10 protein-coding genes are annotated in these 12482 nt (G+C 60.9%); 1 reads left to right on the top strand and 9 read right to left on the bottom strand.

Annotation, left to right across the window (positions count from 1 at the left end):
* Positions 1 to 14: 14 nt before the first annotated feature.
* Positions 15 to 872, bottom strand: a complete 858-nt coding sequence (locus tag ACYZUM_RS11360; RefSeq protein WP_108182790.1) for a DUF4123 domain-containing protein — start codon at positions 870 to 872, stop codon at positions 15 to 17.
* Positions 863 to 2911, bottom strand: coding sequence for a type VI secretion system Vgr family protein (locus ACYZUM_RS11355; protein ID WP_108182789.1), 2049 nt, complete (start codon positions 2909 to 2911; stop codon positions 863 to 865). Before ACYZUM_RS11355 ends, ACYZUM_RS11360 begins: the two co-directional genes overlap by 10 nt.
* 374 nt (positions 2912 to 3285) lie before the next feature.
* Between ACYZUM_RS11355 and ACYZUM_RS11350 the strand changes: the two genes are divergently transcribed.
* Positions 3286 to 4587 (top strand): OprD family porin, encoded by a 1302-nt coding sequence (locus tag ACYZUM_RS11350; protein ID WP_108182788.1) that lies wholly within the window; start codon positions 3286 to 3288, stop codon positions 4585 to 4587.
* A 112-nt stretch (positions 4588 to 4699) separates the two neighbouring features.
* On the opposite strand, the gene ACYZUM_RS11345 is transcribed toward ACYZUM_RS11350, so the two are convergent.
* From ACYZUM_RS11345 to ACYZUM_RS11315, 7 genes are all read right to left on the bottom strand, one after another.
* Entirely contained in the window at positions 4700 to 5320 is a 621-nt protein-coding gene (locus ACYZUM_RS11345) for a transglycosylase SLT domain-containing protein (RefSeq protein ID WP_108182787.1), read from the bottom strand.
* 43 nt (positions 5321 to 5363) lie between these two features.
* Complete coding sequence (locus ACYZUM_RS11340) at positions 5364 to 6302, bottom strand: carbohydrate kinase family protein (protein ID WP_108182786.1); 939 nt, start codon at positions 6300 to 6302, stop codon at positions 5364 to 5366.
* A gap of 13 nt (positions 6303 to 6315) precedes the next feature.
* Entirely contained in the window at positions 6316 to 7812 is a 1497-nt protein-coding gene (gene xylB, locus ACYZUM_RS11335; protein WP_108182785.1) for a xylulokinase, read from the bottom strand.
* A 152-nt stretch (positions 7813 to 7964) separates the two neighbouring features.
* Positions 7965 to 9440: a mannitol dehydrogenase family protein gene (locus ACYZUM_RS11330; protein ID WP_108182784.1), complete on the bottom strand. Its 1476-nt coding sequence runs from the start codon at positions 9438 to 9440 to the stop codon at positions 7965 to 7967.
* Positions 9441 to 9457: 17 nt separating this feature from the next.
* Positions 9458 to 10561, bottom strand: a complete 1104-nt coding sequence (locus ACYZUM_RS11325; protein WP_108182783.1) for an ABC transporter ATP-binding protein — start codon at positions 10559 to 10561, stop codon at positions 9458 to 9460.
* A gap of 118 nt (positions 10562 to 10679) precedes the next feature.
* Positions 10680 to 11510 (bottom strand): carbohydrate ABC transporter permease, encoded by an 831-nt coding sequence (locus ACYZUM_RS11320; protein ID WP_047294621.1) that lies wholly within the window; start codon positions 11508 to 11510, stop codon positions 10680 to 10682.
* Positions 11511 to 11518: 8 nt separating this feature from the next.
* Positions 11519 to 12445 (bottom strand): carbohydrate ABC transporter permease, encoded by a 927-nt coding sequence (locus tag ACYZUM_RS11315; protein ID WP_108184398.1) that lies wholly within the window; start codon positions 12443 to 12445, stop codon positions 11519 to 11521.
* Positions 12446 to 12482: the final 37 nt, after the last annotated feature.

Here is a 12482-nt window from a genome sequence, read left to right as displayed (position 1 = left end):
TTGTCGCGTCGCCGTTAACGTTGGGCGACGGCGGCTGATTCCAGGAGCCGATCTACTTTGATAAACGACTCGTCCTTTGATTGCAGGATCGCCATGATCTCGGGCTGCGCTTCAAATAGCGGGCCGTTCACGGCATGACCAAGCTTGAGCAGGTGATCACCTTCATAGATGTTGCTCTTGAGCAGGAGGTCGAGGTTGTCGGCGATATCGTTCAGACGATCATCACTCGGCTCTTCAAAAGCTGTGTATTCCTCATCTACCCAATACACCCAGCCGAGACGCGCTTGAACTTGCGCGGCTGCCTCCGGAAGGTTGAATGGCGCTTTGTCACCTGGCCATGTCGATTCTTTGTTGGCTACCCAGGCTAACCATGGACCACGCTGCTCGCCGAAGTTCTTTGGCGCGGGGGAGTAAACGGCGTTCCAGCAACCCAGTAACTGATCAAAGGTTTTATTGGCGGTGTAAGCCAATGCTGCCCACAGGCTCGGTTTGTGGAAGCTCAACAAACTTTGCCCTCCAGAACCGTCGTTGACTCTGAGGAGCCAGCGTGCGTGAGCCAGGGCCTTTTCCGGGTCAGGTGTTGAGATCGCAATTCCCGAAAAGTGTTCCTCACAAAGTTTTGTCGCTTCAGCGGCCAGTTTGCTACCTCTGGGGGTGATCAACCACAAGGGACCCTCGGGAATTTCGGCGAAGTCGGTACCGAAGAACAGCCCTTGGGAAACAACGGGCTCACCGACTCGATAGAGCCGACTCAAGGCTTGCGGCTGGAGGCCCTGATCGATGATGAAGCACAGCGATTCGCTTGCAGCGGGCAGGTCCGAGAAGTTGTAACGAGGCTCTGCCAGCAGAGCGCTCAGCGCTTTTACATGCATGTGCAATCCTTACGGCTGCAAGCGCCGTTACTCTGTTTGCCGCACAACGGTGTGATGCCTGATTCATTGAGACGAGCGGGTAGTGGTGCTTTGCCCGCCTTATCCGCATCCGCCACTTTCATCGGCCCCGGCAGCAACGGCGCGGCCGGCGTACCCACGCCCGGCGCACCGCCGGTATTGACCTTCACCTCGGCGCCGCTGATGGTCACGCCACCGGCGTCGACCTTGACGAAGCTGCCGCCCGCTTTGGCGGTCAGTTCCATTGCGCCTTCGACGACGACTTTCTGGCCGGCGTAGTAATGGATTTCGCTGCCGGCTTCGACGAATTGCGCCGTGCCCACTTTGAGGTGCTGGGTGACTGCAACGGTCAGGTGATCATCCGCCCGCATCTCACTCACCCGATCCAGATGGGTAATCCGGTGCTCCTCGACCTTGAATTCGCTCAGGGTGTTGGCCTCAACCGTGTCATGCCGCTCATTGCCCACGCGGATCTTCTGGTCGTGCTCGATGTTCTCGTCCCAATCGCGCTGGGCATGGATGTAGATCTGTTCGCCCCCCTTTTTGTCTTCGATACGAAACTCGTTATAGCCCTTGCCGCCCGGGGAACTGAGGGTTTTGAAGGTGCTGCGGGTCTTGTTTGCCGGCAGGTCGTAGGGGACGACGTTTTCCTTGTGGTACAGGCAGCCGGTGACGAGGGGCTGGTCGGGGTCGCCTTCGAGGAAGGTGACGAGGACTTCCATGCCGATGCGCGGGATGGCGATGCCGCCGTAGGCGGCGCCGGCCCAGCCGCTGGCGACGCGCAGCCAGCAGGTGGTTTTGTCGTCGGACTGGCCGTCGCGGTCCCAGTGGAACTGGACCTTGATGCGGCCGTACTGGTCGCAGTGGATTTCTTCGCCGGCCGGGCCGGTGACGACCGCGGTCTGGCTGCCGAGGACTTTGGGTTTCGGGTGTTCGAGGGCAGGGCGGTAGTGCGCGTCCCACGGGGTGGCGAGGAAGCTGTTGCGGTAGCCCTGGTGGAAATCGCTTTTGTTGTCGGTGACGTCGCTGGTGACGTTTTCACCGAGCACCTGCGGTTGTTTGCCTTCGTGGAAGACTTCCAGCAGCAGCCACAAGTCGTTCCATTCAGCGCGCGGGTGTTCGGCCAAGGTCAGGAAGTGGCCGCTGGTCAGGGTCGGTTCGTCACCTTTGCCTTCGGCGAGTTTGTAGTCGCTGCGATGGCGTTCGAGGGCGCGGGTCGAGAGGAATTTGCCGCGCTCGCGGGTGGTGAAGCGGCCGGGGTAATCGTAGTCCTCAAGGTCCGGGGCAAACTCGGATTTGACCGCGCCTTCGGGCAGGATCTTCGGTTTTTCGAAGTCGTAGTCGCGGCGGCTGACGCGGGTGGTGCGGGTTTCAAGGCGCAGGTTGAAGCGTTTGATCACCGGTTTGTCGGCGCTCATGCCGGAGTCTTGCTGGTAGCTCACGGCCTTGAGTTTGCGGAACACCGTTTGATCGTCGCCGAACACCAGTTTGTGGCCGCTGCTGCTGTGCTGGAAGTGGAAGTGAATGCCTTCCTCCTCGCACAGGCGCTGGATGAAGTGCAGGTCGGACTCGTCGTACTGCACGCAGTAATCGCGCTGCGGGTACTCGGCGTTGAGCTGGAAGCTGTAGGCGTCGGCGAGGATGCCGCGATCTTCGAGGACCTGGGCGATGATTTTCGGCACCGTGAGGTTCTGGAAAATCTGCTGGTCATGGTTGTGCCGCAGATAGGCCAGCTGCGGCACCAGGCTGATGCTGTAACGGGTCAGGGTCTTGCCGGAATCGCCTTGTTCGATGCGATACACCAGGCCATGAATCTTGCCTTCGCCGGTGGCGCCGAAGGTCAGGACGCCGGGCTTGTGCAGCAGCTCTTCGAGTTTGAGGTCGGGGCGGGCGCTGACCAGTTCGAGGTCGAAACGGAAAGGCTCGTTGAGGGCTTCGCGACCGGTGAAGCTGAGCACTTGCAGGTCGGCGGAGGCGCCTTCGAGGGTAAGGGTAATGTGGGTGGCGTTGGCGTCCAGCATGCCTTGAATTCCGTCCATTGAATAAGCAGGTGACGGATGATGGAGGATTAGACCGCCTCGTTCAAGGCGCAAATGCCGTAGGCGCGGGAGCTGCGGCGTATAGGGAAAACCCTTAGATCGGCGTTTCGAGCCAGTGAAACCGCGGGTTGCGCCGTTCTGAAGGAGCCGGCAATGCGTGGTTCAGAGCGGTTCAGTGCTTGAGAATCGCCAGTCAGTTTCAGACTAAAGTCGCCTTCAGGCCATCAAAGCCATCTGCCATCATTGTCGCTCACCCCTGCGTGTCCACTTCTTCCCGGCTGTTTCTGACCCGGGACGGGAGCTATTTTTCTGGCTGATTGCGCCCTGGCGCAAACGCTGTACTGTTGGAGTTTTTCATGCGTCCCCCATTCCCTCTCATCACCCCGCGCCAGTCGTTTGGCTTCGGAGCCGCTGTGCTGTGCGCCGGTTTTGCCGCGCAGGTTCAGGCCAGCGGTTTTCTCGAAGACACCACGGCGAAAATCGAATCGCGCACGGTGTATTTCAACCGCGATTTCCGTGATGGGCACACTTCCAGCGACCAGGGCGCTTCCAAGCGTGAAGAGTCGGCGCAAGGCTTTATTCTCAATCTGCAATCGGGTTACACCGAGGGCACGGTCGGCTTCGGTATCGATGCGCTGGGCATGCTCGGGTTTCAGCTCGACTCCAGCCCTGATCGCAGCAACAGCGGCTTGCTGCCATCCAGCGGCGAGAACCCGCGCGGCTCGAAGGGGCAGTACGCGAAGATGGGCCTGACCGCCAAGGTCAAGGTCTCGGACACGGTGTTGAAGTACGGCGCGCTGCTGCCGGATCTGCCACTGCTCAAGTACAACGACGGCCGCCTGCTGCCCACGATGTTCAACGGTGCGATGCTGACCTCCAGAGAAGTGAAGGATCTGACCTTCATGGCCGCGCGTCTGGACAAGTACACCGCACGGGATTCCACTGATTCGCAAGACATCCGCGTGCACTGCAAGAACAAGCGCTACGCCTGTAACACCACCGCCGACCATTTCGACATGTACGGCATCGACTACAAGATCAATGATCGCCTGACCGCGCAGTATCACTACGCGGAACTGGAAGACATCTATCGCCAGCACTTTGTGGGGATGTTGGCTAACCAGCCGCTGGGTGACGGTGTGCTGAAGGCCGATGTGCGTTTGCTGAAAAGCGCCGACAGCGGTGATGCCAAGGCCGGCTCCATCGACAACCGCGCGTTGAGCGGCATGCTCTCGTACGGCATCAGCGGCCACACCTTCAGCGCCGGTTGGCAGCGCATGAACGGCGACAACTCGATGCCGTACCTCGATGGCAGCAATCCGTATCTGGTCAACTACGTGCAGGTCAACGACTTCGCGGCGGCGCAGGAGCGCTCCTGGCAGTTGCGTTACGACTATGACTTCAAGGCCATCGGCATCAACGGCCTGAGTTTCCTGACCCGTTATGTGAACGGTGACCACATCAAAGTCCCGGGCAGCGATCAGGAAGGCAAAGAGTGGGAGCGCGACAGCGAGTTGAAGTACGTGATCCAGACGGGCACGTTCAAGGATGTCAGCCTGCGCCTGCGCAATGCGACTTACCGCACCAATTATGAGAAATTTGCGCGGGATGTGGATGAGACCCGGTTGATTGTGAGTTACAACTTTTCGGTCCTGTAAACCTCGCTCCCTGTAGGCGCTGCCGAAGGCTGCGATCTTTTGATCTTGATTGTGAATAACAAAATCAAAAGATCGCAGCCTGCGGCAGCTCCTACAGGGGGACTGCGGCGGCCTACAACCAATGCCAGAACCGGCTCCAGAAGCCGCGATTCAAATCCTCTTTGCACCCGGCATACTGCCGCGCATACACGTCGGAACGCGCCTGCACCTTGCGTGCAGTCGGCATCAGCCAGGCCTTGCTGGCGTAGGTCTTGTTGCGGAAGCCGCCCCAGCCTTCGTGGTAGTTCAGGTACTGGTTATAGACGTCGTATTTGTACACGCCGTTGATCGAGGTGGTCTTGTCCATGTACCAGCCGACGAAGTCGATGGCGTCGTCAAAGTCGTTGCGGTCAGCCCAATTGCGCCCGGTACTCTTCTGGTAATCGGCCCAGACTTCATCCTTGGCCTGGGCATAGCCGGCGGCCGTCGACACCCGGCCCCACGGAATCACCCACAACAGGTACTTGCGCGGCGTCTTGGCGTCGTATCGGTAGCCGGACTCCTGATACATGATCGCGAAGGGCACCTGGATCGGGACGCCCCAGCGCTTTTGCGTGACTTGCGCCGCGTCGTACCAGTCGCTTTTTTCGCGGAAGATTTCGCAGATGTCTTCCGGCGAACGCGGCGGCGAGGTGCCGCAGCCGCTGAGTAATCCCGCCAGTATCAAAAGTCCCGCCGTCCGCCCCGAAATCAAACCGTCATCCCCATGCGCGCAAAAAGGCCGACAGTCTACGCGCTCAGCTCAACTGGTGACGATAGGGCAAATCCGGACCGGTCTTGCTGCACGTCAGGGCGGCCGCCTGTACGGCAAACCTGAGCATGGCGTCGATCTGTTCGCGGCTGAGCTGTTGCACGCCCTCAACCGAGTCCAGACCTTGTTCGGTCAGCCAGGTGATCAGCGCCGCTTGAAAGGTATCGCCGGCGCCGACGGTATCGGCGATCTTCACCGAGCACGCCGGTACTGACCACGAGCCATGCGCGCGACTGAACACCGTCGCGCCTTCGCCGCCACGGGTCAGGAACACCAACTGGCAGCGATGCTGCAGCCAGCCTTCGATCACGCGTTGTGGGTCCTGTTCGGGATACAACAGGCTCAGGTCTTCGTCGCTGACCTTGATCATGTCGGCCAGTTGCACCAGGGTCGCCACGCGCTCGCGCCAGAGGTCGATGTTCGGTTCCGGGTTGAGGCGCACGTTGGGGTCGAGGGTGATCAACCGCTTGCCGCTTTCACGCTGCACCAGCGTCAGCAAAGTGTCGGCAATCGGTTGCACCACCAGCGAGAACGAGCCGATGTGCAGGCCACGCACGTCATCTCCGAGTTGCGGCAGATGGGCGAGGCTCAACTGGCGATCAGCGCAGCCCTCACCGCGAAAGCTGTAATGCGGCGAGCCATTGGCGCCGACCGCGACCATCGCCAGCGTGGTTGGCGCGGCGAAGTCGACCAAGTAGTCCGCCCGCACGCCTTCATCCCGCAGCACTTGCTGCAAACGTCGACCGAGATAGTCGGTGGACAGCCCGGCAAACAACGCCGAATCCACACCCAAACGGCGCAAGCCGACCGCGACGTTGAACGGCGAGCCGCCGGCAATCGCCTTGAAATTGACCTTCGAAGCCAGACCGCTGGCATCGTCTTCGCTGAAAAAATCGAACAGGGCTTCGCCACACACCAAATACATGATTGTTTGCTCTTTATAGGGTTGCGACATGCTGTTGATAGCGTTCATAGGCCTGCTGGAACGCCGCGACATGGGCGGCAACCGGCAGGGTTTCACTGTGCAGATCGAGCTTCACGCAGCGCTGGCACAGGTCGGCCAAAGTGTCTTCGTGGCCGTTCGACCATGACTTGCACCACGCTGCCTGAATCGCCGCGCCGAGGGCTGCGGCTTCGCTGTGTTCGGTACAGATCACCGGGGTGTTCATGATGTCGGCGACGATCTGCCGCCACACCGCACTTTTCGAGCCGCCGCCGATCAGGCAAATGCTGCGGCTTTGTAAACCATTGTGGCGCAACAGATCCAGTCCATAACGCAAACCGAAGGTGGTGCCCTCGACCACGGCGCGACACAGGTTGGCCTGAGTCAGGTTGTTCAGGGTCAAGCCGTGCAGGCTGCCGGTGGCATGGGGCAGGGCGGGGACGCGTTCGCCGTTGAGGAACGGCAGCATGCTCACGCCTTCCGCGCCGATGGGCGCCTGGGCCACGAGCTGATTGAACTGCTCCAGGTCGAGGTCGAACAGCTCGCGTATTGCGCCGGTGGCGTTGGTCAGGTTCATGGTGCAGATCAGCGGCAGCCAGCCGCCGCTGGACGAGCAGAATGTGGCAACCGAAGCATCCGCGCTGACCTGCGGCGCCTCGGCGTAGGCGTACACCGTGCCGGAGGAACCGAGGCTCATGGTGATCGCCCCGGGTTGAATGTTGCCGGTACCGATGGCGCCCATCATGTTGTCGCCACCGCCGCTGGCGACCACTGCGTTCGGGTTGAGGCCCAACTGTTCGGCAATCGCTGGCAGCAGTGTGCCCACCGCCTGATGCGCGTCGATCAGCTCCGGCAATGCCGCTTGCAGGCGACCGGTGGGGTCAATATCACGCAGCAACTGCAAGTCCCACTGGCGGCTGCGCACGTTGAAATAACCGGTGCCGGAAGCGTCGCCGTACTCGCTGCAGGCGCGCCCGGTGAGCCAGAAATTCAGGTAATCGTGGGGCAGCAGGATCCGCGCAATACGCGAGAACACCTCCGGGTGCTGTTCCTTGGTCCACAGCAGTTTCGACACGGTATAGCCCGGTGCGATGACCACGCCGAGGCGCTCCAGCGCGCCTTGTGCACCGCCGAGGTGTTGGAGCAGACGATCGTTTTCATCCGTGGTTTCGGTGTCGCACCACAGTTTGGCCGGGCGCAGCACTTGGCCCTGATCGTCGAGCAGCACCAAGCCGTGTTGCTGGCCGGAGACACCGATGCCGAGGATCGCCTGCCCGTCGACATTGGCTGCGAGCAGGGCGCGGCGGGAGGCGAGGGCGAAGGCGTCGAGCCACTGTTGGGTGTCTTGCTCGCGGCGGCCGTTGGCGCCGCTGATCATCGTGTGCGTGGCGGCGCCTTCGCCGAGCACTTGACCGCTGGCCGCATCGAGGATGATCGCCTTGGTGCCCTGGGTGCCGCAGTCGATGCCGAGGAAGAGTTGTCGGGTGGTCACAGTAAGGCCCTCAGGGTGTCAGGTGAGTCAAGGTGAAGCCAATCGCTGGCAAGCCAGCTCCCACAGGTTCTAGGGTGTACGCAAAATTCATCAACGATTGAAAATCCTGTGGGAGCTGGCTTGCCAGCGATGGCGCCGGTGGTTTCACCGCATCACTCAGCCAGCACCCGCTCCAACGTGCGCGTCACACCCACCTCACGCAAGCTGTTGCAGCACCACTCAAACGCTGCCACAAATGCCGCCGAACGTGGAATCGCCGTGCCGAAAATCTCCTCGACCGCCAACAAGCGCTGAGTGATCAACGCATCATCCGCTACCAGCCCCTGACAAAATTCCGCCCGTGGATCCGGAATCGTATAGGTGTCGCCATTTTCATCCACGCCCTGCAGATACAACGCCCAGGCAGCCACCACCAACGCTGCGCGCCTGGTTTCCTGGCCATCGGCAATCAAGCGATTGATCGTCGGAATGGTGAACTTGGGAAACTTCGATGAACCGTCCGAACACACCCGTTCCAGTTGATCGGCAATCGCCTGATTGGAGAACCGCGCCACCAATGTGTCTTTGTAGTCGGTCAGGTCGATGCCCGGCACCGGCGCCAGTTGCGGGGTGACGTCAAGGTCCATGTAGGCGCGCATGTAGCGTACGAACAGCGGGTCGTTCATGGTCTCGTGGACGAAGCGATAGCCCTTCAAAAAACCCAGGTAAGTCAGGGCCAGGTGGCTGCCGTTGAGCAGCTTGATCTTCATCTCTTCGTAGGGCGAAACGTCATCGGTGAACTGCACGCCGACCTGTTCCCAGGCCGGGCGACCGTTGACGAATTTGTCTTCCAGCACCCATTGCACGAACGGCTCGCAGACCACTGGCCAGGCATCGTCGACGCCGTGTTTGTCGGCCAGTTGCAGGCGGTGCGCGGTGCTGGTCATCGGTGTGATGCGATCGACCATGGCGTTGGGGAAACTCACGTTCTGCTCGATCCAGTCGCGCAGCCCTTTGTCACGCAGGGTGGCAAAAGCGAGTAGCGCTTTGCGGGTCACCGCGCCGTTATGCGGCAGGTTATCGCAGGACATGAGGGTGAACGCCGGTGTGCCCGCGTTACGGCGCTTTAGCAGCGCTGCGCAGAGGAAGCCGAACACCGTGGTCGGCGCGTCCGGGTTTGCCAGATCGTGCTGGATCTGTGGCAGGTGCGCCATGAACTCGCCGTTGCTGTCGTCGATGCAATAACCGCCCTCGGTGATGGTCAGCGAGACGATGCGGATCTGCGGATCGGCGAGTTTGTCGATCAGCGCCTGCGCGCCGTCCTCGGCCAGGAGCATGTCGCGAATCGCACCGATCACCCGCACTTCGGTGTCGTCGCTGTCGCCGAGTTCGAACAGGGTGAACAGGTAATCCTGTTCTTTGAGATCGTCGCGGGCACGGCGGTCTTCAGTGCGCAGGCCAACGCCGCAGATTGCCCAGTCCAGCGCCTGACCGGTATTCATCAGTGCATCGGTGTAATACGCCTGATGCGCGCGATGGAAGCCGCCGACGCCAATGTGCGCGATGCCCTGGCGGGTGTCGCTGAGGCTGTAGGCCGGCAGTTGCACCTCGGGGGCGAGGCGCTGCAGATTTTGCTTATTGAGTTTCATCGGACAAGTCTCGAAATTCAGGCCGCGGCGCGCAGCGGGCGGGTCAGCGCCACGCCATTGGCGTCGAACAGGTGGCAATGGCTGGCGTCCAGGTGCAGGTTCAGTTGCTCGCCGTAGCGGCTCGCCAAGTCACCGCGCACACGCATGGTCAGGGCTTCGCCGGCGTTGCTGGTGACGTGGCAGAAGGTGTCGCTGCCCAGGCGTTCGCTGACGTCGGCGGTGACTTGCAGGGTGCAGTCGCCCGGTTGCGCCAGCTCCAGATGCTCCGGGCGAATGCCCAGGGTCACCGCGCTGCCGACGCTTAGATTGGCGGCATTGAACGGCAGGGTGATGCGTGTACCGGCGTCCAGCGAGACTTCGCAGCTCTGGCTGTCAATGCGGGCGATCTTGCCCTTGAGGAAGCCCATTTTCGGCGTGCCGAGGAACCCGGCGACGAACAGGTTGGCCGGGTTGTGATAGAGGTCCAGCGGCGAGCCGACCTGCTCGATCTTGCCGCCATTGAGCACCACCACCTTGTCAGCCATGGTCATGGCTTCGACCTGGTCGTGGGTCACGTAGATCATCGTGGCTTGCAGGTCCTTGTGCAGGCGCAGCAGTTCCAGACGCATTTGCACGCGCAGGGCGGCGTCGAGGTTGGACAGCGGCTCGTCGAACAGGAAGATTTTCGGATTGCGCACGATGGCGCGGCCGATGGCGACCCGTTGCCGTTGCCCGCCGGAGAGCTGTTTCGGCTTGCGCTCGAGCATCGGCCCGAGTTCGAGAATGCGCGCCGCTTCGCCGACCTTTTTCTCGACTTCGGCTTTTGGCACGCCGGCCAGATCAAGGGCGAACGACATGTTCTTTTTCACGGTCATGTGCGGGTACAGCGCGTAGGTCTGGAACACCATCGCCAGATCGCGCTTGGCCGGACTGACTTCGGTGATGTCGCGGCCATCGAGTTCGATGGTGCCGCCGCTGACTTCTTCCAGCCCGGCGATCAGCCGCAGCAGGGTGGATTTGCCGCAGCCGGACGGGCCGACGAAGACCACGAATTCCTTGTCGTTCACCTCAAGGTCGATGCCCTTGATGATGGAGAAACCTTCGAAGCCTTTTTGCAGATTCTTGATTTTCAGGTTGGCCATGGTGATGGGCCTCCGCATTGTTGTTTTTTTTAAGATCAAAAGATCGCAGCCTGCGGCAGCTCCTACACAGTGCCCCTGTAGGAGCTGCCGCAGGCTGCGATCTTTTGCTTTTAAATCTTCATTTCACGGCACCGAATGAGAGGCCGCGCACCAGTTGTTTCTGGCTGATCCAGCCAAAGATCAGGATCGGCGCACAGGCCAGGGTCGAGACCGCTGACAACTTGGCCCAGAACAAGCCTTCGGGGCTGGAGTACGAGGCGATCAACGCGGTCAGTGGCGCGGCTTTCGACGAGGTCAGGTTCAGCGACCAGAACGCCTCGTTCCAGCACAGGATCAGCGACAGCAGCACGGTGGACGCGAGGCCGCCCTTGGCGATCGGCAGCAGCACGCGGAGCATCTCCTGGGCGAGGGTGGCGCCGTCGAGGCGGGCGGCTTCGAGGATGTCTTTGGGGATGTCCTTGAAGTAGGTGTAAACCATCCAGACCACGATCGGCAGGTTGATCAGCGTGTAGATCACGATCAGCGCGATGCGCGTATCAAGCAGGCCGAAACTCTTGGCCAGCAGGTAGATCGGCATCAGCACACCCACCGGCGGCAGCATCTTGGTCGAGAGCATCCACAGCAGCGTGCCCTTGGTGCGCTGGGTTTCGTAGAACGCCATCGAATAGGCAGCCGGCACCGCGATCAGCAGGCACAGCGCCGTGGCACTGAACGAGATCACCACCGAGTTCCAGGCAAAACTGAAGTAGTCGCTGCGTTCGTTGATGTGCAGATAGTTCTCCAGCGTCGGCGTGAAGATGAACTGCGGCGGCGTGGCGAAGGCGTCGATTTCGGTCTTGAAACTGGTCATCACCATCCAGAAGATCGGGAAGAAAATCACGATCGCGATGGCCCAGGCCAGGGTGCCGAGCAGCAGGCTTTGCAGCCGGCGGGATTGTTGAAGAGTCATGGCGGGCCTCAGGCTTTGTCAGTCAGGTTTTTGCCGATCATCCGCACCAGAATGATCGCGGCGATGTTGGCGATGACCACGGCAATCAAGCCGCCGGCCGAGGCCATGCCGACGTCGAACTGCACCAGCGCCTGGTTGTAGATCAGGTAGGCGAGGTTGGTCGAGGCGTAGCCGGGGCCGCCGTTGGTGGTGGTGAAAATCTCGGCGAACACCGACAGCAGGAAGATCGTTTCGATCATCACCACCACGGCAATCGGCCGCGCCAGGTGCGGCAGGGTCAGGTGCCAGAAGATCGCGACGGGACCGGCGCCATCGAGACGCGCGGCTTCCTTCTGTTCCTGGTCGAGAGATTGCATGGCGGTCATCAGGATCAGGATCGCGAAGGGCAGCCATTGCCACGAGACAATGATGATGATTGACAGCAGCGGGTAGTGCGCCAGCCAGTCCACCGGCTCGGCGCCGAACAGCCGCCAGACGTAGGCGAGAATCCCCGAGACCGGATGGAAAATCAGGTTCTTCCAGATCAGCGCACCGACCGTGGGCATGATGAAGAACGGCGAGATCAGCATGACTCGCACGATGCCGCGACCGAGAAACTCGCTGGCCTCCAGCAAAGCGCTGATCAACACGCCGAACACCACGCTGATCAGCAGCACGCTGCCCACCAGCAACAGAGTGTTGGTGGCGCCGGGCAAAAAGCCTGAGTCGGTGAGGAAATAGCTGAAGTTCTCCAGCCCGACGAACTCGTTCACCCCCGGATCGAGCAGGTTGTAACGAATCATCGAGAAGTAGAGGGTCATGCCCAACGGCACGATCATCCACAGCAGCAACAGGGCCACCGAAGGGCTGACCAGAAACCAGCCGGGATTGCGTACGCGGACTTTGCGCTGGGGTTGCGACAGGTCGAGGTGGGCTTTGGCAGTTGAAGTATTCATGGTGATCACAACCGAGTCATACAGACCTATGGAGATC

The organism is Pseudomonas sp. m6p (assembly GCF_055760375.1).
This window is presented reverse-complemented; position numbering and strand designations above follow the sequence as displayed.

Coding starts and splice junctions, on each gene's coding strand:
- ACYZUM_RS11340 (WP_108182786.1), bottom strand. CDS start 6,302: ATGTATTTGGTGTGTGGCGAAGCCCTGTTCGATTTTTTCAGCGAAGAC.
- ACYZUM_RS11350 (WP_108182788.1), top strand. CDS start 3,286: ATGCGTCCCCCATTCCCTCTCATCACCCCGCGCCAGTCGTTTGGCTTC.
- ACYZUM_RS11355 (WP_108182789.1), bottom strand. CDS start 2,911: ATGCTGGACGCCAACGCCACCCACATTACCCTTACCCTCGAAGGCGCC.
- ACYZUM_RS11360 (WP_108182790.1), bottom strand. CDS start 872: ATGCATGTAAAAGCGCTGAGCGCTCTGCTGGCAGAGCCTCGTTACAAC.
- ACYZUM_RS11320 (WP_047294621.1), bottom strand. CDS start 11,510: ATGACTCTTCAACAATCCCGCCGGCTGCAAAGCCTGCTGCTCGGCACC.
- ACYZUM_RS11325 (WP_108182783.1), bottom strand. CDS start 10,561: ATGGCCAACCTGAAAATCAAGAATCTGCAAAAAGGCTTCGAAGGTTTC.
- ACYZUM_RS11330 (WP_108182784.1), bottom strand. CDS start 9,440: ATGAAACTCAATAAGCAAAATCTGCAGCGCCTCGCCCCCGAGGTGCAA.
- ACYZUM_RS11315 (WP_108184398.1), bottom strand. CDS start 12,445: ATGAATACTTCAACTGCCAAAGCCCACCTCGACCTGTCGCAACCCCAG.